Here is a 20,971-nt window from a genome sequence, read left to right as displayed (position 1 = left end):
CCTTTATATTGTCATTTCTTCAAGTTTCCTGGAAAGACCGCTCATACGTCCCTTCACGGTACCGTCTAACTGCTTTCCTTCGATTTCTACGCGAAGTCCCGCTACCACAGATGCATCCTTCTTCTGTGTCAGGATCACCGTTTTTTTGCTCATGGCTTCTAACTTTGCTTTCAAGATTTCTGCCTGTGCATCCGTCAGATCCACCGCACTGTAAACGGTTGCCTCTGTAATATTGTGGTCTGCGTTGTAACGTTGCGTATACTCTTCACAGCATCCTGCGAATTCCTGCACAAGTCCGTGCTCACACAACAATTTCAAAAAATTGATCAGATAGCGCTCGCACTGAGCACCGAATGCGTCATCGATCAGTTTGATCCTATCTGCCTTCGGTATGGAAGGCTCACTTAAAAGCTTCACATAATCCGGATTCTCCCGGAATAGTGACCGAACTCCCTGAAGCTGTTCCATCAACACATCAACAAGTCCGTCTTCCATTGCTAAATCATACAGTCCACTTCCATATATTTTAGCTGTATGTGTCATGACGCTTCACCTACATTCGAAATAAATTCGTCGATCAGTTTCTCGTGGTCTTTTTCGCTGATCTCTCGCTCGATCACCTTGCCTGCAATTTCCATTGCCATTCCGCCGATCTCGCCTTTGAGTTCGTTGACCGCTTTTTTCTTTTCCTGTGCAATATCGCTCTCAGCTTTCGCCTTGATCGCTGCAGCCTGTTTATTTGCTTCCTGAATCATTTCTTCACTCTGAAGAGAGGCACTCTTCTGTGCATTGGCGATCAGGGTATTGGCTTTTTCTTTAGCTTCTGCCATATTCTGCTCATACTCTTCTTTAATCGCGCGAGCCTCTTCCTTCGCTTTTTCCGCCTCTTTGATCTCAGCCGTTGCCATCTCTTTTCTCTTTTCCAGCACAGCATTGATCGGTTTCAACAGGAAACGTTTGATCAGATACAATTGAATAAAAAGGTTGCAGATCTGTGCAATAAAAGTCCATGGTACAATTGTTACTAAATCTTGCATCTTGACTGTCCAACCTCCTGTTCTTCTTTGCTTGGTTCTTGATGCTTTCTCAGATTAAGATTCGCTCTTGTCCGCGTCTTATCCAAGGAAGTTCATGAACATACCAGGTGCAACGAAGATCAGAAGAAGACCTGTTACGAAACCGTAGATACCGGTTGTCTCTGCAAGAGCCACACCAAGAAGCATGGTAGAAGTTACATCACCTTTGCACTCCGGCTGTCTTCCGATAGCTTCCAGAGCCTTTGCAACCGCATTACCTTCTCCAATACCAGGTCCGATACCTGCGATCAGTGCAAGTCCGGCACCAATCGCACAACCCATTAACGCAATACCTTTAGCAAGTACTGTAAAATCCATATTCTTTTCCTCCTTAAGCTCTAATGTTTCTCATTTTTTCTCATTCTTTTTTCCATATTAAGTTTTCGCGTGCTAATCCTCTCCGGCTTCCTGTGCAATGTACATAATCGTCAGCATACTGAAGATAAATGCCTGCATGCACGATGTGAACCAGTCAAAATAGAATCCGGTAATTGCCGGAATACCTACGTCGAAGATCGGAATCTGTGATAACAGATGTCCCACCGTGCCCGGGATCAGACCCAGGACTGCCGTACTTAATACAGCCAGTGCTCCGTAGATCAGGCCATTGATAACAATGCCCGAGAAAATGTTTCCGAAATGTCGGCACGCCATACTGACAGGTGTCGAGATTTCACCCAGAATATTGAACGGCGTCATAACGAAAATCGGTTCTGTGAATCCTTTCAGGTATCCACCAAGTCCGTTTGTCTTCAGTTTCTGGTGCGTGATCATGATAAATACCACAACCGCCCAGGCTGCTTCTGTAGACAAATCGGCCGTCGGGCTTCGAAGCCCGGTTAAACTGATCAGGTTCGAGACAATACTGGTTCCGAACAACGCTCCCACGAAGGGGATCATATAACGGAACTTCTCGCCCATATTGCCGACTACAAAGTTGTTCAGTGTCTCCACGATCATCTCTGCCGCCGCCTGACGTTTGGAAATATTTTCCACTTTCAGGTCATGGGTCAGCCAGATACAGAGCCCTGTAATAATAATCATAACAATCCAGCTCACCATCATCGTCTCACTGATCTGCAGGTCCCCCAATATCGGAATGTTCAGTGGGATCGTAAAAAAGACTTTTGGTCCATTAATGTCTATACTCATCGTTTCTCACCTCCATTCTTTAGATTTTCCGATACAGTCTCCTCTTATATAGTTATTTTTTAATAACTGCCATAAATTTAATTCCCAGACTCGGGAACAACAGCGGTAAGATCCCCGCCACAAAGTAAAAGCATGGTGCTGCGATTGCGATCACCACCCAGATCAACTGCAATGCCATTCTCTGGGAATAGCTGGTCTTCATCTTTTTCTTTGCCAGATCCTGATCCTCTGTGGCTGCAATATTCTGTACAGAAATTCCCATCAGAAAGAAATTCAGGATTGCCACGCCTCCTCCTATGATCCCTGCCAGGATCGTGGTATAGTCGAAAACGATCTTGTCCGGCATCGTCGGCCGAAGCAGGAAAAGTACGCCCCACATCAGCACCACACCTACGACCGTATAGACCACAACTTTCTGTGTTTCTTTTTTTACTGCCGGTTGAAGTATGCTCACAACCTTGTCCTCCTATACATGTTGATTGAACGAAACCGAAGTTCGTTTCTTTTTTTCTTTTTCTTCTTTTTTCAAAACACTCAGATATAAACGGTACGCCACCATAAAGGAGCTGCCCAGTCCGAAAATAAATCCCGGAATGTAGACCCAGGCTCCCAGTCCAACCTTTGTCACCAACCACCAGCATGCGCCTAAGCACATCAGGAGCGGCATCAGCAAGGACAGGCCAAATTGCGTCACTAGTGTAATATTTTTCATAAAACCGCTGAACATCAGCATTTTATTTTTGTTATGTTTGTCCAAAAAACGCCTCCGAAAAAATAACCAAATTTGGTTTTATTATAGCATTTTTTGTTTATTTTTACTACATACATTTTTAATGTTTTGTACAATTTTTTGTTTTTTTTCAAATACAAAAGAGGGAATCGGATACTTTTCCAATTCCCTCTGATTATTGCAAATATTTTCGATATTTTTCGTTAAATATCTGTCTTTTCTGTTAAATTAATGTCACTGCTGTTAATTACTTGGCAACCATCTCAAACAGGTCTTTGCAGTCTTCCTGCATCTTCTTGTAGACTTCATAGCCTTTGTCGTAGATCTCTTTATTGTCCGGATTCGGCTCGTATCTTGCGATCACATCGACCATGCTTTCTGCCGCCGCTTCCACACTGTCAAAGATTCCCACTGCCTTTCCTGCCAGAATTGCTGCTCCAAGACAAGCTGCCTCTTTACTGCTGGTCACACAAATCGTTTTCTGCAGGATATCTGCTTTGATTTGATTCCATACCGGACTCTTGGATCCGCCACCGAAAGCACGGACTTCATCCACTTCGATTCCCATGGCTGACAGAGCATCCATATTTCTTCTTACCAGATATCCCAAGGATTCCATGATAGCACGGATAAAGTGTCCTTTATTGTGTACCATAGTAATTCCGAAGAAGATTCCGGTTGCATGCGGATTTACATCCGGTGCCAAAGATCCGCTCAAATGTGGCAGGAAACTCAATCCATCTGCTCCCGGAGGAGTCTGGAGTGCCTGTTTTGTCATCAGGTCGTAGCTGTCGTCTCCCGTCATCTCTGCGCAGGTCATTTCCATCTGGCAGAAGTTATCACGATACCATCTCAGGCAGATTCCACCTGATGTGAAAGTATGCATCATATAAGTATCCTTGATTGGATAATAGTGAACCGGCATCTGCTGATTCGGATCATATACAATCTTATCGGTCGGTACACAAACTGCCAGGGTAGATCCGATACTCTCAGAGAACATTCCCGAACGAACTGCTCCGACACCAACAGCTCCGATGGCATTATCCATAGCTCCGGTACAAACCTGAACATCTTTGCTCAGTCCCAGTTTTTCTGCCATTTCCGGTAAAATGGTTCCGGCAACTTCACCTGGTTCCAGGATCTCCGGGAAGTTATCTTCCGTCATTCCCAACTCATCCAGCATCGGCTGCCAGTATTTCTTTGTCGTAATATCCCAATACAGCGTTGAACAGAGCATGGAACAGTCAGATACATAACGTCCGGTCAGCTGATAGATGATAAAGTCTTCGATCAGCAGGATCTTTTTCGTCTTTGCAAAGACTTCCGGCTCATTTTCTTTGACCCAGAGTGCTTTGGCTACAGGCCAGTTTGCGCCCCAGCTTACCTGTCCTGTGTGTTTATAGCAGAGTTCGTCCCCGTATTTTTCCGTCAGATATTCGGACTGTTTTACGGCACGGTTGTCCATCCAACTGATGGAATTACGAAGCGGCTTGCAGTTCTCATCCACAAAGAACATGGTCTCTGACTGGAGAGAGAATCCGATTGCCACAACGTCTTTCAACGGGATTCCTTTTTCTTCACCGAGAATCTTGAATCCCTTTTCAATGGCATCCATATACACCGCCGGGTCAGACTCTACAAAATAACTCTGCGGGGTATATAAGGTATATTCTAATGTTGCATTTCCCAACATTTTTCCTGTTGTATCAAAGATTGCAATTTTCAGAGCAGTGGTTCCAAGATCAATACCAGCAATTAACTGACTCATATTTACCTCCTTACTCATTCTTCTCCTCATCGAACAGTTTGATCCAGTTTTCTTTTTCTAATTCCGTCGCCCAGGTTGTTCCATCCGGCTCCGTCACGTAGAGATGGTCTTTGGACACATCCACCTGGCTGTCCTGCGGAAATGTTTTTCCTTCAAACTGACATTCATCCGTTCCGTCAGCCTGACACCATGCTGCCATGAGACTTCCGTCAGGGGAAGACAGAAGAAGGCCAATTTTCCCATCGGCAGCACTATATGTCGAAACTGATGAAAATGTAAAAGCAGTATCTTCTTGTGAATTACAGGGTCGTCGGTATAAGCGCATATCGTTCTCATTTTCATCGCTCAGGTAATAGATATTATCCTGATCCAGACTAATATTTTGGACGAACTTGGGCAAAGTATGTTCCAGACTGTTTTCTGATACCACGTTATACCACCGATACTGCCCGTCTGACAATTGAAGCAGCAGATTTCCTCCATATGCCCAGAAATCCTCTATTTCTTCTTTGAATAACATTTTTTCATTCGTTCCGGTCACGCTGCATCGAAACAGACGTTGTTTCCCGTTCTTTTCTCTTAAAGAATAGAGGTAATTTCCCATGGGTTCATATTTAATACAGGATTTAATCGCTGTGTGGACCTTTTCTGGGTCGTTCACGGTAATCCGGTAAACTGTTTCTCCATCATACATATAGAAGTAACCCACATATTCCGAAAATTCCAGGATGTCTTTTTCACTCTTATCCTTCATATTTCCCGCGTCAACGATTACTCCCGATTCCAGATCTTCTGCCTTCAGTTCAGTTCCAAAATTTTTCACCACAACCCCATCTCTCTGGACGATCCTCTCCGAAGACGGATGATAGGTTTTTCCATACTCCAGATTTTCCTCCGTATCTGTCGGATTTGTGGTTACTTTCCCGATTAAAGTCAGATCCAGTTTATCCTTAAAGAGTACGGACAGCAACAATGCTGCCCCTACTACTCCAAGGATCAATGCTATGTATTTTCTGTTTGATGACGAAAAGTTTTTCTTCATAGATTTTCCTTTATAATGTGTAACGTTTCGAATGTCACTAATTTGTTATGCTGCTTCCGGTGTATCCTCCAGCTGTTTCTTGTCCAGATTTGTAAAGAAGATTGCGGAAATTACACAGAGAACACCACCAACAAGTTTTGCTGCTACCATGGCTGCGATCAGATCCGGTTCTACACCTGCACAGAATCCCAAGTGATCGCCAAGTGCGAATGCTGCACAGCATGCAAATGCGATATTGATAATCTTACCTTTGTTGTCCATGTCTTTCAGCATACTATATGCCGGGATAGAGTTTGCACAGCATGCGATCAGTCCGGCAACTGCTACGTCGTTGATTCCGATCATGGAGCCAAGCTTGCCAAGAGGCTTGCTTAAGACTTTTGTCAGAACTTTTACCAGCGGATAAGCTCCTGCCAGCATCATAGCGATGGATCCGATTACGCCCCAAACCTCGGACAGAGGACGCAGTTCGATCAAGCGGATCGGTGTCAGTTCCTGAACGATTGCAAGACCTAAGAAGAAGCTTAAGTATGCGACCATGAATTTTGCGAAAATGTTAAACCCTTTGATCATGCCTGCCGGGATAAATTTCAGTCCCAGAGCAATCAGAACAGCAAAGATCAGTACCGGTACCATGTTGATCACAACCATACCCGGATCAAATCCTGCGATCAGACCGCCGACGATACATGCAAACGGGATACAAACGATACCGGACATCGTTCCTACTGCAAGGAATCTCTTGTCTTCCGGTTCCATAATTCCAAGACATACCGGGATACCAAACGCAATGGTCGGTCCCATCATAGATGCCAGGATGATTGCGGAATAGTTTGCGATATCTGCATTGTTTGGCTGAATCGCATGTGCCAGAGCATATCCACCTGTGTCAATGGAAAGGATCAGGGATCCTGCCATACACGGATCAGCTCCGATTGCTGAAAACAGTGCTCCTACGGTCGGGGTAAGAGCTGCGCCGATCAGGTCTACCGTTACCATAATACCTGCCATTCCAAGAGTCAGAGCTCCCATGGCGTTGAATCCTTCCTCAAACTCCTGACCAAGACCGAATTTACTTCCAAACATACGGTCCACAGCACCCAGTACCATAAAGATTACCATAATATATACAATTATCTGGCTTATCATATTTTCCCTCCTCGCTGTGTCGTTCTGCTACATTCCTGCATCACTACACGTGTGGCTGTTTATTTTTTCTCCATATAGTCTGCTACTGCCTGCAGATTTTCTTTGAAGCTTCCGTCCGGAACAAAATTCTTTGTGAACAGTGCGCTTCCCATTGTGAATCCCCAAGGTCCGATATCGAACATGGTGTCGATTCTTTCGTAGCTGGAAATACTTCCTGCGATTGCTACTTTTGCGTCGATTGCTGCACAGAACTCTCTTGCAAGTTTCTCTCCGTCTACTACATGACGATAAGCAAGAATATCAAATGCATCGATTCCCTTTGCCATCAAATCTTTTGCGTTCTGGATAATCTCTTCGTTGGTTCCTTCCAGAATACTCGGGGATCCGGATACCTTTCCAACGAACGGGCTGTATGTCATGTTGTGTTCTTTCAGATAATTATGTACTGATTCATAATAAAGAGTTCCCATCAATGTGTCAAATCCACATTCGATGCAGGTCTTCGCTGCTTCCAGGCAGGACTCTTCATCATATGTAACAACTTCCAGGTAAGTTGTTTTTCCGGCAGCCTTCATTGCGTCTACGATTCGCTTCATTTCATCTTTCGGAAGACCTACATTTTTGAATCCCCAGTGCTGTACGCTTTCGATATCCTTACATTCTTCAAAAATATCATATGCATCTTTTACAGTTACATCATTGTGTGTCAACATTACGATCAGATTCGGTTTTGCCATTTTCTTCCTCTCTTTCCGCGGCCTGTCACCGCCTGCACATTTTCTTTTTCCTTACTTCCCAAACAGACATTTCTTTAGCCTTTCCTTGCGAGCAAACAAGTCATTCGGCTCTTGTAAAAATTATAAACTAAGCCAAGTGCAATTGTCAAACAATTCGTTGTATTGGCTGACATCTAAAAAACGTTCATTTTACTGTTTATACAATTACTTATCGCTTAGTTTCTTTTATTTTTTGGCGTTTTATTGGTTATTTTACATAATTTATTTTTACTTATACGGATAAATTTCGTTCGTTTTGCACCTTATTTTTGTATATTTTTCTTTTTCAGATCTTCTCCTCCATTCCTTTCGCTCGTTTCAATTATTCTGTCTATTATTTTCGGCGATTCGCTCATTTTGCCAGCTTTTTTATCGTTTCTTCCCGAAAGCGCCCGGAAAGGGATGCCCACCTTTATTGACTCCCATCGTTTCCTCCGATATGATGAACTCAACCGAACAGACACAAAATATCATGTCAATAAGGAGGCACGTATTATGTGGGATGCAATTGTAATCGGCGCAGGTATCAGCGGATGTTCCGTAGCCAGAGAACTTGCCCGGTATAAATTGAAAGTACTGGTATTAGAAAAAGGTCATGACCTCTGTGCAGGTACGACACGCGGGAACTCCGCAACTGTTCACGCCGGATATGACCCGGATCCAGGTTCCAACAAAGCGATCTATAATGTAAGAGGAAGTCGGATGTACGAAGATCTGTGTAAAGAGCTGGACGTTCCTTATATGAGAAACGGAATGATCGTCTTTGCAACCGACGAAGAGCAGTTAAAAGAAGTAGAGCGACTTCATAATGTAGGAAATCAGAACGGCGTAAGAACCGAGATCTGTGACCGCAAGCGAATTCTGGAGATTGAGCCGGATATGGGCGAGGGCGTCATCGGCGGACTGTGGATTCCGGATTCCGGAATGGTATGTCCTTACAACCTGGTATTCGCGATGGCTGAAAATGCCGCAAGAAACGGTGTGGAATTCAAAACAGGCTGTGCTGCTACCGAAGTAAAGCGCGGCGACGACTGTTGGATTGTCTCCACTCCGGACGGCGACGAAGAGACTCGCTACGTATTTAATGCAGCCGGAACCTGGGCTGACAAATTCAACAATATGGTATCTAAAGATACCTTCAAGATCATTCCGCGTGAAGGACAACATTTGATCCTGGATCGCGACTTGATCAAATATACCAAGACAACGATCTGTCAGACTCCGGAATTACTTCCTACCGGTGGACACACCAAGGGAATGGGACTGATGCCTTCCGTAGACGGCACCATTATCTTAGGATGTAACGCAGACGACGTGGAAGATCCGGATTTTTCCGACAACACCAAAGAGGGAATCGACAAGATCGTCAACTACTTTGAAGAGAAATGGCACTTCCTCCCGATCAGCAAACACGTGCCGAAATTCCCAAGAGATGCTGTCATCACCGCTTACGGTGGAAGCCGCGCTCATCCGGACCGCGATGATTTCATTCTGGGCGAGCCGGAAGATGCTCCGAACTTCATCAACCTGGCAGGTATCGAATCTCCTGGTGTCACTGCTGCCCCGGCGATCGCCATTGATATGGTCAAGATCCTGGTAGACCGCGAACACCCGGAAGTCAACACCGACTACAAACCGGGCCGTGTGATCAAAAAAGCCTTCCGCACCATGACACCGGACGAACGAAGAGCTGCCATTGCTGAAGATCCGGATTACGCAAAGATCGTCTGCCGCTGTGAGCAGGTAACAGAAGCTGAAATCCGCGACGCCATCCGCAGACCGGTGGGCGCAAGAAGCATCGGTGCCATCAAGATGCGTCTCCGTGCCGGAATGGGCCGTTGTCAGGGTGGATTCTGCAGTCCGCGTGTTCTGGAAATCCTCTGCGAAGAACTTGGAAAAACTCCACTTGAGATTACACAGTCCGGTGGACACTCCAATATTCTGGTAGGAAAAGCTTGTGTAGAGAATGGAGGGAATGACTGATGATAAAGAAAGATCTTGTAATCATAGGCGGCGGTGCTGCCGGACTTTCCGCCGCAGTTGAGGCGAAAAAGCAGGGCATCGAAGATATTCTGGTACTGGAGAGAAGTCCTTATCTTGGTGGAATCCTCCGTCAGTGCATCCACAACGGATTTGGTGTCCATAAATATAAAGAAGATTTGACCGGAGTAGAATTCGCACAGCGGATTGCAAAAGAAGCTACAGACCTGGAGATCGAATGTCTGACCAACACCTTTGCACTGGATATTTCTCCTCAGAAAGTCATCAGCGCAATCCACCCGGAAAAAGGACTGTTTGAAGTGGAAGCCAAAGCGATCATCCTGGCCATGGGTTGCAGAGAGCGCTCCCGTGGTGCCTTGATGATCCCCGGAAAACGTATTGCCGGTGTCATTACAGCCGGAACGGCCCAGCATTACCTGAATCTGGACGGATATCTTCCGGGCAAACGTGTGGTTATCTTAGGATCCGGTGATATCGGTCTGATCATGGCAAGACAGTTTGTCATGGAAGGTGCGACCGTAGAACGTGTGGTAGAGATCATGCCGTATTCCGGCGGTCTTGCCCGCAACATTTCCCAGTGTCTGGAAGACTTCAACATTCCGCTGAGTTACAACAGCACCATCGTTGACATTCAGGGGCGTGGCCGTGTAGAAAAAGTCACGGTTGCCAAAGTTGACGAGAACCGCCAGCCGATCCCGGGAACCGAATTCGATATTGCCTGTGATACTCTTCTGATCTCTGCCGGTCTGATTCCGGAAAATGAGCTGACCAAGAGCGCGGACATTCAGTTATCCACGATCACAAAGGGTGCGGTCGTTGACGACGAATTGATGACCTCCTTAGATGGAGTCTTCTCCTGTGGTAATGTACTCCATGTACATGATCTGGTAGACTTCGTAAGTATCGAAGGAACCAAAGCCGGTGCCAACGCTGCCCGCTACTTAAAAGGCGAGATCACCGAAAGCGATACCATCTCTGTCACCGACGGATTCGGTGTCAACGGAGCGGTTCCGCAGAAGATTCGCCGGGAAGGCGAGGATGCCGTAGAATTCATGTTCCGTCCGCGCGGTATTTATAAAAACTGCCAGATCTGCGTCGATGTAGACGGCACTTGCGTAAAACGCATGAAAAAAATGGTTGTAACCCCTGGTGAAATGTGCTCTTTCAAACTGGACCGCAGTCTTTTGAAAGATGCAAAAGAGGGTGTTGCTGTTCGATTGGAGGTATAGTATCATGGGAGAGACAAAACAATTGGTATGTATTAACTGCCCAATGGGCTGCCGCCTGGAAGTTCAGATGGAAGATTCTGCCGTACAGTCTGTAACCGGCAATATCTGTCCACGCGGAGAACAATTTGCCCGTCAGGAGGCCGTAGATCCTCTTCGTGTTCTCACCTCTCTGATGCGGATTGAAGGCAGAGAAAAACCTTTCAGCGTCAAAACATCTGCTCCGGTTCCAAAACGGATCCTGTTTGACTGTGTGCACCAGATCTTCGCAAATCCAGTGTCTCCATCCAGACTTCCGATCCATGCAGGAGATGTGATGATCGCCGATGTATGCGGCAGTGGAGTTGATATCATTTCCACCCAGGAAATCCTGGAATAAACTTTATTTTAAGGAGAGTATTATGAGTACACTTTATCTGTCCGATCTGGACGGTACCCTGTTCACAACGAAAAAGAACTTATCAGAAAGGACGGTATCTCTTCTCACCGAATGTATCGAGGCCGGCGCGCAGTTTGCAGTTGCAACTGCGCGTATGCCTTACGGATGCGACTACCGGCTGAAAGAGCTGCCGCTTCACACACCATCCATTCTGACCAACGGAGTCTTTATCTACGACTTCAATACCAAATCCTATCTGAGCACTAAGACCATGGACACTTCCTCCGTCCATGCGGTCCTCGATGCGTTTCAGAAGCTTGATACTGGTGTTTTCCTATATATCCTGGAAGAGAACGAGATCCGGATCTTCTATAACAGAGAAGATATGGCATCCCAGACCCAGTATTACAGCGATCGTGCTTTGGAATGCTGCAAATCCGTGGAATATCTGTCAGACCTTTCCTCTGTCGTAAAAAAAGACTCTGTCTTCTATCTGGCCTGCACAGATACGGAAGAGAAATTAAAACCGATTCATGACGCGATTGCCGATATTCCAGGAATCAGCTGTGCCTACTACCTGAATATCTACAATGGTCTGTACTGTATCGAAATCTTCTCTGACCGTGCCACCAAAAAGCACGCGCTGCTGGAATTAAAAGAAATGCTTGGATGCGACGAGGTTGTGGTATTCGGCGACAATCTGAATGACCTTTCCATGTTTGAGGTTGCAGATCGCTGCTACGCCGTAGAGAATTCTCTGGATGTGGTCAAAGAACAGGCGACAAAGATCATTCCGGGTTGCGACGAAGATGGAGTGGCTCTTTTCCTTCATGAGGAAATCCTGGGAAACGGGAAATAACATGTAGCAAGTAGCAAAGAAACGTAAATCATAACACACACCAAAAACCAATAGAGATATGAAAGTCCTGCGCTGCAAGGTGCAGGGCTTTTTTAGTTGCAACAGCGAGCCACTTCCCTACCGCCTTTCCGCCAAAGGTTACCATAGTGATTCAATGGTGCCAGACAGCTTTCGTTGGGTTAAATAATTCTTATAAGCCTCCGTAATCCTTGGTACTTCCTGAAAACGAACGTAAGTGTTACTTGAAGGTTAGTGCCACCAGGCGAGGACTAAGCGCGAGTGATCCCTGCAGTAGCCTATACCCCGGGTTGGGTGATCAAATCCCATTACAAGACAAGAGCCCGACTGCAAAAAGTCGGGCTCCTGATTTATCTTATCGTCTCTTGTTTACACTCTTTCGCTGAACTCTTCTTTTATATCGCAAGACTTCATACTACATAGAAACCAAAACCTAATTCGTCAAAGGATTGCGCAATAGAATCTTTTACAGTCCTGCGTCCAGTTCCTCCGCACGTTTGATCAGACGTTCTACGAAGTCTTCATTCCACCATCCCAGATAGAATAACAGGTCGGATAAGGTGAAACGATTCCGATACAGATGGCAGTCACGAAGTGCCCATCTTGCAGTCTTTTCGTCAATCGGCGGTGTCATCTGGCAATACCGGGTCGGTGCTCCGGCCGCGTGCATTTCTTCACACAGGTGTTCCGGGGATACTACGACTTTGCGGATTTCTTCTTTAAATTCATCCCAGTTCTCCAGCAGGGCTTCAAATTTATCCCGATTGGATTTCCAGCTTGCCAGTTTCTTCTGATAGCCTTTCCAGCACTCATCTGCAGTATCTTTCTTGATCCACTCAAACGCCTGATAAACCAACGGCTTCATCTCTTCCTCTGACGGGAAGCATTTGTCGATATCTACACTCTTTGGATCCAGCTCATCTAACAAGATCTCCCACGCAATGGCGGTAAAGATCGTTCCGATGGATACCTGTGCTCCATGGAATGCCACATCACGATTCTGTTTGTCTGCGGCCATATCTAACAAATGCGTAATGATATGCTCTGTTCCGGAAGACGGACAGGACTCGCCTGCAATTCCCATTGCCAGACCACTTAAAGTCAGCACCCTTGCCAGAAGTTTAAATGCATCCGGATCTTTGGCTGCCAGTCTGGAGGAATGTTCCAGAAGATCTGTATTCTGTGTTCTTAAAATATCACAGGACGGATCATTGTAAGTGTTATTCATCCCCACTCTGTAAGCCAGATACCAGTCTACCGGAGCGGTCCAGGTTGCCAACACATCTCCGTATCCTGCCAGATTTCGCTCCATCGGTGCCTGATCGATCACATCCAGGTCAATGACCAGAACGGACGGATAACGGGTCGGAAGGGAGCTCTTTACACCATTTTTCAGCATGATGGAGATTCCATCGGAAAATGCATTCACTGACAATGCGGTCTGCACGATGATCAACGGCATATTGTCATCTACGGCATGGGTTGCATCCTTGCACAGATCGGTCACGGTTCCGCCACCGATTCCTACCACACAGTCTGCACCAAACGCTTTGATGGCTTCCTGAATTTTTACACTTTCCTCATCCACTGCATGCAAGACATGGTCATGGTTGTCCAGCACCAGCCAGGATACCTGATATTCCTGATTCAGCAGGAAATAAATTTGCTCTTTCAGGCTGTCTTTTCCACGGAAATACGGAGTCATATCGGATACCATCAGGACTTTATTTCCTTTGGAATGTTCTTTGATGATTTCCGGCAATAATTCAATGGCTTCTTTCTGGATATAGATCCGATCCATCAGAATCGGGCAGAGTTTATTATCCGGATCTGCATCTTTCAATGCCTGCCGTAAGGTATCCAGATCACAGGGATCTGCATAAATCAGTCTCTGATCTTTCATGATTATTCCGCCTCCTGACTATAGCATTTATCAAAGAACGGCTCCATAGCCTTGTAGCATTCTTTATACCGCTCGTAAGCTTCATCATACGCCGCTTTCTTGGACAGATCCGGTTCATAGGTTGCACCCAGTTCTACCATTGCTTCTGCTGCTTCATCCAGATTCTTGAAGTTGCCTTCTGCCACACCTGCCAGCATTGCTGCACCAATCGCTGCACCTTCTGCGCTCTTGGTCGCTGTCATCGGTTTGCCGAGCAAGTCTGCTTTCATCTGGCACCACAGCGGAGACTTGGTGCTTCCGCCTACGATTCGTACGTTGGAGCAGTCCATTCCGATTTCTTCGAAACGATCTACGTTGTCACGAAGTCCGAAGGAAATTCCTTCAAATACGGCTCTTGTCAAGTCTTCAAATCTTGTATTTAAAGTCAATCCTGTGAAGGTTCCTCTTGCATTTCCGTTCCAGGTCGGAGTCATCGCACCCTGCATACATGGCAGGAAAATCACGCCATTTGATCCTACCGGAGATGTCTTTGCCATAACATTCATGATATCGTAATCTTCATATCTTACAATACTATCTCTGAACCATCTGGTAGATCCGCCGGATACAAATCCTGGATTCTCGATCAGCCACCATCTTGCATCTGCATGGTGATGAGTCTCAACCAGACGTCCGATGGTATCAAATACCGGCTTATCAGCAACGGCTGCTACCGGCTCTGCGGTTCCTGTAATATCGCAGACCATACCCGGTTTTACCAATCCGGATCCCACACATGCAGAATGTTCATCGCCGGTACCGATGATGACCTTTGTCTTGGTAGTCAGTCCCAATTCCTCTGCTGCTCTTTCCGTCAGATGTCCGCAGATTTCTTCCGGATTGCCGATTCTTCCAAGCAGATTCGGATCGATATCAAAGGCTTTTGCCATCTCATCGTCCCAACGTTTCTCTGCTACGTTATAGATCATGGATGCGGACGCCTGTGCATAATCCACCACGCTCTCTCCGGTCATCCAATGTACCATAAAACTGTCTACATTCAGGATATTTTTACATTTATCAAAGATTTCCGGACGGTTCTTCTTTACCCAGAGCATCTTTGCTGCGGTATGGGAAGAATCCAGATTCAGACCTGTCACTTCAAAGACACGGTCTGCGGAAACTCTCTGCTCTACTTCTTTGATTTCATTTTCTGCACGACGGTCCAACCAGATAATAGAATTCATCATCGGATTTCCATCCTGATCGATCACAACGATACTGTCGTTGATTGCATCCATTCCGATGGTTCCGATCTCTTCCGGATTAACACCGCTTACATCCAATAACTCATGTACCACCTTCTTGAAAGAATGGATCCAGTCTGCAACGACCTGCTCTGCCCATGCCGGATTCGGATAAATCGGATCATGTGCGCAACTTGCTTCTGCAACAATCTTTCCGGAAGGATCTACCAGTAAACCTTTTAAACTCTGCGTTCCTAAATCTACACCAATTACATACATATGCTCAAACCTCCTGTTTTCGTCTCCATGGGGTTATTCTGTTACGTGATGTGTTGCCTGTTGCCATATGTCTTGTTTCCCTGTGACTTCCCGTCTTTTTGCACTTATACCGTCACCGATTCATCTGGCTGCAATTTATCGGTTCGAGATGTCACTCCGTGTCACAGGGCTTTGAGTACCTAATAATCTGTTCGGTTATCTGCTCACAAAAGCGGAATGATTTCCTTCACAGAATCAAAGATCAGGTGCGGCTGTACGTCTGAATCCGGAAGATCCACAAGCTGCGCCTCACCGCTCAATACAAAGATTCCATATAATCCGTTGAATACGCCGGATTTTACGTCTGTATACAGACGATCTCCCACAACGGCCGTATTCTCCGGTTTTGCTCCGAGAACATTTAACGTGTAATCAATAATTTCTTTATTCGGTTTTCCTACAATCTTGTCCGGCATACGTCCTGTGGATGCATTTACATAGGCATGCAAGGATCCAATGTCCGGAACAAAGCCCGTCTTGGTCGGGCAATTATAATCTGGGTGTGTACCGATATACGGAAGTCCCTCCCGTACAAAATCGCAAAACTTACACAGCTTTGCATAGTCAAAAGATGTGTCGAATGCAGAAACCACGACATCCGGGTGTTCTTCTTCCAAAGTAATTCCGCCGGCCTCAAACTCATCCATCAGCACCTTATTTCCGAACAGATAGATCTTCTTGCCCGGATAATTGCGCTTCAGATAATCGATGGTGGCGTGTCCTGATGTGATCAACTGCTTCGTCGGATCGATGTCCAGTCCCATTCGATGAAGCTTGTCCACATACACCTCTGCGTTCTTCGATGAGTTATTGGTCATAAAGCAATACTTTCGCCCGGTCTGCTCAATCCTTGCGAGAAATTCTTTTGCTCCGTCAATCCAAGTCTCATCCAGATACACGGTACCGTCCATATCCAGTGCAAAATTCTGGATCTTTGGAATCAGCCCCTTCGGGTCCTGATTTACCTGATATGTTTCATGTAGAGTTCCGATAATATCACCCCTTTTAGATATTTTTTATAGTCCAAAAGGTCTGTTTGGGAATATCGGATTAAGATGGTTTTTATTATGATCGGATTTTTTTAAAATGTCAAGAAAACAAAAAAGTCCGGAAGCCCTCTGTTTTCAAGGGTTTTCAGACTTTTTTATAAATATTGGTTCAAATAGGATGTTTCGGGATTTTTCCAGTCCCTTTTGAGCGTTTCACCGTTTTTCATGGTTGTAAATCAGCGTTTTGCGCATTTCTGCATTTTCAGCGATCGATGGATGCAACGATTACATCCAGTCCCGCCGCACGCACTTTCTCCACGTATTCCGGATTTGCCTCGTCATCCGTGATCAGTGCCGTAATATCTTTGGTGGAAATAAAGGTGCAAAGGGTGGTCTGATTCAGTTTGGTACTGTCACAGAGGATATATTTTTCTCTGGCACAACGAAGCATTGCGGATTCCACCTGTCCTACCAGAATATTATCGCTTGCTGCTCCTTGTTCAATATCAAATGCATCGCAACCGACAAACGCTTTATCCGCACGATACGTCTGAAATAAAATCTCCGAAGTTGGGCCAACCACACATCCGGTTCTTCCGCGCACGATTCCGCTATTGATATGTACCTCCAGGTTTCGGTTCGGAATAGTCAGCGTTGACATGACCGTGGAGTCTGTCAGAATCACTGCTTCTTTTAATTTCAACAGATATGGTGCCATCTCTGCAATGGTCGAACCGCCTCCCAGTGCAAGCACATCCCCTGCGGAGATCAGTTTGCTCGCCTCTGTCGCAATGGCCTTTTTATTCAGTATATTGATCTTGGATTTTCGGCGCATAGTCGCATCCCGATCCGCGTCAATACTCGCTGCTCCGCCATGCGTCCGGATCAAAAGACCACTTTCTTCCATTTTGGCCAGTTTTTTCCGTACCGTAGAGGTAGATAAGTGCAAAGTTTCACACAACTCCTTGTTCGTTACTCTTTTATGAACCTCCAACAGATACAAAATGTAGCTTTCATCGTCCCCGTAAAATCTGTCAATTATCATCCAATACCCCCTTGTCAGCTTTTTGTTTGCTTTGTTCGTTTCTGTCTGCTTGCTGTCTTTTCCAAAATGCTGTCCTAATTCTATTTCCAGTGCAGTTCATGAAGATGACCTTCCAGATTCATTCCCCCAAAGTGATTCTGTCTCAGTGCTTCATAAAGTACGATGGCCGCTGAATTACTCAGATTCAGGGAACGGATGTCCCCCACCATCGGAATTCTCACGCATCGTTCCTGATTTTCCAACAGGATCTCCTCCGGAATTCCGGCACTCTCTTTTCCGAACATGATATAACAGTCCGGTTCATAAGAAACCTCCGTATAGATCTTCTGGGCCTTTGTGGTTGCCATATAGACCTTCGCATCCGGATTCTTTTTACAGAAATCCGCATAATCAATATAAGTCGTCACATCCAGATCCGCCCAGTAATCCATGCCGGCTCTTTTCAGGGCTTTTTCATTTAGCTTAAACCCAAGTGGTTCGATCAGATGCAGTCTGGTTCCGGTCGCCACACAGGTTCTGCCGATATTTCCTGTATTTGCCGGGATCTCCGGCTCCAACAATACGATGTTTAACATATAGTTTCCTTAATTCCTCTCTGCTCTCAGCCGCTCAATGAAAGTTCCCAGTCTTCCGATAGCCTCTTTCAGATCTTCCAGTGAATATGCGTAGGAAATTCGTAAGAATCCCTCTCCGCAGTCGCCAAATGCTGTTCCCGGGACCACCGCAACTTTCTCTTCCATCAAAAATCTGGTGGCAAATTCTTCGGAAGTCATTTCAAATTCCGAGATATTCGGGAACATGTAAAATGCACCCTTCGGCTCAAAACATTCCAGTTTCATTCTGGCAAATTCATGGAGTAAAAATCTCCGTCTCTGGTTGTATGCCTGCCGCATCTCTTCTACTTCGTCCACACAGTTTCTCAACCCTTCGATGGCTGCATACTGACTGTTGGTCGGCGCACACATAATTGCAAACTGATGCATCTTGATCATCTGCTCGATGATCACATGTGGTCCGCAGGCATAACCAAGTCTCCATCCGGTCATCGCAAATCCTTTGGAAAATCCATTGATCATAATGGTGCGCTCTTTCATCCCCAGCAGACTTGCGATGGACACATGTTCCGTTCCATAGGTCAGCTCAGAATAAATTTCATCAGAAAGCACATACAGATCATGGTCTTCCACAAATTTTGCGATCGGCTCCAGTTCTTCTCTGGTCATAATGGATCCGGTCGGATTATTCGGGAAAGGCATGACCAAAATTTTTGTCTTCGGTGTGACCTTACCTTCCAGATCTTCCACCGTCAGTTTAAACTCATTTTCATATTTCAGCGGAATCACTACCGGCACCCCGTCTGCCATCACGGCACAGGGCAAGTAGGACACATAGCTTGGCTGCGGGATCAGAACTTCATCCCCCGGATCCAGCATACAGCGCATGGCAATGTCAATAGCCTCACTTCCGCCCACCGTAACCACGACTTCGGTCATGGGATCATATTCCACCTGAATCTTGCGTTTTGTATATTTACAGATTTCCTGGCGCAGTTCCTTTAAGCCCGCATTGGAGCTGTAAAAAGTCCTGCCTTTTTCCAACGAAAAAATACCTTCTTCACGGATTCTCCACGGCGTATCAAAATCCGGTTCTCCCACACCCAGAGAAATCGCATCCTTCATCTCATTTGCCACGTCAAAAAACTTTCGGATGCCGGATGGCTGCACGCCTACAATTTTCTTTGATAACGGATCTCTCATTACGGTGTCACCAGCATCCTTTCTGATTCCTTCCTCGGAACCATGATTGTGCCGTGGTCTTTATATTTTTTCAGGATAAAATGAGTTGCCGTACTAATCACAGAATCCAGTGTGGAAAGTTTTGCCGATACAAATCTCGAAACTTCTTTCAGAGATTTTCCGTCCAGCGTGACCAGAAGGTCATAACTTCCGGAGATCAGATACACAGCTGCCACTTCCGGATAGTTATAGATCCGCTCCGCAATCCGGTCAAACCCCTGATTTCTCTGCGGAGTCACACGCACCTCAATCAATGCATTCACTTTCTCTACCCCTGCTTTATCCCAGTCAATCAGGGTATGATAGCCGCAAATAATTTTTTCTTTCTCCATCTCTGCCACTTCATTTGCCACACTGACCTCGTCGCTGTCCAACAGAATTGCCAGTTCTCCCAGATCAATTCTGCTGTTGGTTTCCAAATATTTTAAGATTTCATTTCTCATCTTGAATTCCTCCTGTTTGATTCTATCTGCTCCGGTTCTGCCAGACCATCAATTCGTCCGGTAACGGTCTGTCCAGATACCGTTTTTCTGACTGGCCCAGGATCACGCGTGCCGGTACATTCGTCGCAATCCCGAGCTTGCTGGCTCGCGCCCCCATCTCCTCTAATGCAAATAATAACCGATCGCCACAGGCACTTAAAATCAGAAAGCTGCCGGTGGATGTCATCAGATAGGGATTGACCCGGTAAAATTCACTGATCTCCACGGTTTCCTGACAGATCAGAATCTGATCCATCCGGATTTCCATTCCAAGTTCCAGCGGTTCCAAAAGATCCCAGAGCGCCGCAAAGACACCACCCTCACCGATCTGATATAGTATGGCCTTCGGATCCTCTTGGCGGATCTTTTCAATCTGTGTGGTCGCACAAAGTCCCTGCTTTAACGCTTTGGTCTGTCTCAAAAAAGCAGGAACAAAACGTTTGGATAATTCTTCTTCCCGTTCTTCCAGAATCCGGAGAATCCCTTCCGTTCCGGCACCGGATAGCATCAGGATGTCATAATCTACACCGGATTCGATCTGTTTTTTAATGTCACTCGTTTCTGATCGCCCGTTTTCTTCTTTCTCAACTCCCATGACACTCAACGCAAACAGCGGCAGCTTCACTGTCGGATTGACCCGCACATCCAGATTACGAATCCATAGATTCTGTTCCTTCAAGATCCCGATCAGCGCCTCTGTCATCTGGCGGATCCAGTCTTCCGCGGTCTCTTCCGGGAGTTCCACATGCAGATCCAGCCCTGCTGCCCGAACTCCCAAAACAGCTAGCTCATTGATTCCACGACAGATTCCATACGTCACCGTAGCCGGAGATCTGCCTACAAGGCAGACCTGGGTTATATCAGAAATAAATGGTGTTGGCCTGGTCACCCCCGACAACGTGCCTTCCGACATACAGACATTTGCACGCTCTAAAGGATGTACGATATTCTTTTTCCAGATTGCCTGTGATAGTCTTCCCGGCTGCATCTTGTCTCCTCTTGCTTCTTCCAAATTCCTTTTATCTACATTCAT

The 20,971-nt window shown here is 46.0% G+C and carries 22 protein-coding genes; 4 read left to right on the top strand and 18 right to left on the bottom strand.

Features of this window, described 5'->3' with window-relative positions:
* Nucleotides 1-3: 3 nt before the first annotated feature.
* From atpH to KGMB01110_RS09720, 10 genes are all read right to left on the bottom strand, one after another.
* Nucleotides 4-543: an ATP synthase F1 subunit delta gene (atpH, locus tag KGMB01110_RS09765; RefSeq protein WP_119298147.1), complete on the bottom strand. Its 540-nt coding sequence runs from the start codon at nt 541-543 to the stop codon at nt 4-6.
* Complete coding sequence (atpF, locus tag KGMB01110_RS09760; RefSeq protein WP_119298146.1) at nt 540-1,037, bottom strand: F0F1 ATP synthase subunit B; 498 nt, start codon at nt 1,035-1,037, stop codon at nt 540-542. The genes atpH and atpF overlap by 4 nt, the downstream gene beginning before the upstream one ends.
* Before the next feature lie 78 nt (nt 1,038-1,115).
* On the bottom strand, nt 1,116-1,394 hold the full coding sequence (gene atpE, locus KGMB01110_RS09755) for an ATP synthase F0 subunit C (RefSeq protein WP_117604303.1): 279 nt from the start codon (nt 1,392-1,394) through the stop codon (nt 1,116-1,118).
* 72 nt (nt 1,395-1,466) lie between these two features.
* Entirely contained in the window at nt 1,467-2,228 is a 762-nt protein-coding gene (locus tag KGMB01110_RS09750) for a F0F1 ATP synthase subunit A (RefSeq protein ID WP_119298145.1), read from the bottom strand.
* A 52-nt stretch (nt 2,229-2,280) separates the two neighbouring features.
* Entirely contained in the window at nt 2,281-2,682 is a 402-nt protein-coding gene (locus KGMB01110_RS09745) for a hypothetical protein (protein WP_119298144.1), read from the bottom strand.
* A 12-nt stretch (nt 2,683-2,694) separates the two neighbouring features.
* A complete protein-coding gene (locus tag KGMB01110_RS09740) occupies nt 2,695-2,985 on the bottom strand; it encodes an AtpZ/AtpI family protein (protein WP_306307829.1) in 291 nt (96 codons plus the stop codon).
* A gap of 220 nt (nt 2,986-3,205) precedes the next feature.
* Nucleotides 3,206-4,729, bottom strand: coding sequence for a xylulokinase (locus KGMB01110_RS09735; RefSeq protein ID WP_117604314.1), 1,524 nt, complete (start codon nt 4,727-4,729; stop codon nt 3,206-3,208).
* Nucleotides 4,730-4,739: 10 nt separating this feature from the next.
* Nucleotides 4,740-5,771 (bottom strand): DUF5050 domain-containing protein, encoded by a 1,032-nt coding sequence (locus tag KGMB01110_RS09730; RefSeq protein WP_119298143.1) that lies wholly within the window; start codon nt 5,769-5,771, stop codon nt 4,740-4,742.
* 45 nt (nt 5,772-5,816) lie between these two features.
* Nucleotides 5,817-6,920, bottom strand: coding sequence for an ethanolamine utilization protein EutH (locus tag KGMB01110_RS09725; RefSeq protein WP_117604299.1), 1,104 nt, complete (start codon nt 6,918-6,920; stop codon nt 5,817-5,819).
* Between the two features lie 59 nt (nt 6,921-6,979).
* A complete protein-coding gene (locus KGMB01110_RS09720; protein WP_117604313.1) occupies nt 6,980-7,657 on the bottom strand; it encodes a hypothetical protein in 678 nt (225 codons plus the stop codon).
* Nucleotides 7,658-8,191: 534 nt separating this feature from the next.
* Here KGMB01110_RS09720 and KGMB01110_RS09715 point away from each other — a divergent pair.
* From KGMB01110_RS09715 to KGMB01110_RS09700, 4 genes are read left to right on the top strand one after another with little or no spacing between them, the layout of a single operon-like run.
* A complete protein-coding gene (locus tag KGMB01110_RS09715; RefSeq protein WP_170141712.1) occupies nt 8,192-9,679 on the top strand; it encodes an NAD(P)/FAD-dependent oxidoreductase in 1,488 nt (495 codons plus the stop codon).
* On the top strand, nt 9,679-10,926 hold the full coding sequence (locus tag KGMB01110_RS09710; RefSeq protein ID WP_198411023.1) for an NAD(P)/FAD-dependent oxidoreductase: 1,248 nt from the start codon (nt 9,679-9,681) through the stop codon (nt 10,924-10,926). The genes KGMB01110_RS09715 and KGMB01110_RS09710 overlap by 1 nt, the downstream gene beginning before the upstream one ends.
* Nucleotides 10,927-10,930: 4 nt before the next feature.
* A complete protein-coding gene (locus tag KGMB01110_RS09705) occupies nt 10,931-11,302 on the top strand; it encodes a DUF1667 domain-containing protein (protein WP_158555741.1) in 372 nt (123 codons plus the stop codon).
* A 22-nt stretch (nt 11,303-11,324) separates the two neighbouring features.
* A complete protein-coding gene (locus tag KGMB01110_RS09700) occupies nt 11,325-12,161 on the top strand; it encodes an HAD-IIB family hydrolase (RefSeq protein WP_119298141.1) in 837 nt (278 codons plus the stop codon).
* 484 nt (nt 12,162-12,645) lie between these two features.
* Here KGMB01110_RS09700 and KGMB01110_RS09695 read toward each other — a convergent pair whose 3' ends face one another.
* The 8 genes from KGMB01110_RS09695 to KGMB01110_RS09660 all read right to left on the bottom strand — a co-directional run bounded on the left by KGMB01110_RS09695 (nt 12,646) and on the right by KGMB01110_RS09660 (nt 20,971).
* Entirely contained in the window at nt 12,646-14,082 is a 1,437-nt protein-coding gene (locus KGMB01110_RS09695; RefSeq protein ID WP_119298140.1) for an iron-containing alcohol dehydrogenase, read from the bottom strand.
* Nucleotides 14,083-14,084: 2 nt separating this feature from the next.
* Complete coding sequence (locus KGMB01110_RS09690) at nt 14,085-15,587, bottom strand: xylulokinase (RefSeq protein WP_119298139.1); 1,503 nt, start codon at nt 15,585-15,587, stop codon at nt 14,085-14,087.
* A 203-nt stretch (nt 15,588-15,790) separates the two neighbouring features.
* Entirely contained in the window at nt 15,791-16,543 is a 753-nt protein-coding gene (locus KGMB01110_RS09685; protein ID WP_330508278.1) for an HAD-IIA family hydrolase, read from the bottom strand.
* Nucleotides 16,544-16,877: 334 nt separating this feature from the next.
* Entirely contained in the window at nt 16,878-17,660 is a 783-nt protein-coding gene (locus KGMB01110_RS09680; RefSeq protein ID WP_117604292.1) for a DeoR/GlpR family DNA-binding transcription regulator, read from the bottom strand.
* An 80-nt stretch (nt 17,661-17,740) separates the two neighbouring features.
* Complete coding sequence (locus KGMB01110_RS09675) at nt 17,741-18,235, bottom strand: tRNA (cytidine(34)-2'-O)-methyltransferase (protein WP_119298138.1); 495 nt, start codon at nt 18,233-18,235, stop codon at nt 17,741-17,743.
* 9 nt (nt 18,236-18,244) lie between these two features.
* Complete coding sequence (locus tag KGMB01110_RS09670; protein WP_119298137.1) at nt 18,245-19,417, bottom strand: aminotransferase class I/II-fold pyridoxal phosphate-dependent enzyme; 1,173 nt, start codon at nt 19,415-19,417, stop codon at nt 18,245-18,247.
* Nucleotides 19,417-19,899 (bottom strand): Lrp/AsnC family transcriptional regulator, encoded by a 483-nt coding sequence (locus KGMB01110_RS09665; RefSeq protein WP_117604289.1) that lies wholly within the window; start codon nt 19,897-19,899, stop codon nt 19,417-19,419. The genes KGMB01110_RS09670 and KGMB01110_RS09665 overlap by 1 nt, the downstream gene beginning before the upstream one ends.
* 22 nt (nt 19,900-19,921) lie before the next feature.
* Nucleotides 19,922-20,971, bottom strand: a complete 1,050-nt coding sequence (locus KGMB01110_RS09660; RefSeq protein WP_136626687.1) for a hypothetical protein — start codon at nt 20,969-20,971, stop codon at nt 19,922-19,924.

It is taken from the genome of Mediterraneibacter butyricigenes, assembly GCF_003574295.1.
GTDB lineage: Bacteria > Bacillota > Clostridia > Lachnospirales > Lachnospiraceae > Mediterraneibacter_A > Mediterraneibacter_A butyricigenes.
Note: the sequence above shows the minus strand (reverse complement) of the source record. Positions and strands in the feature narration are given on the sequence as shown.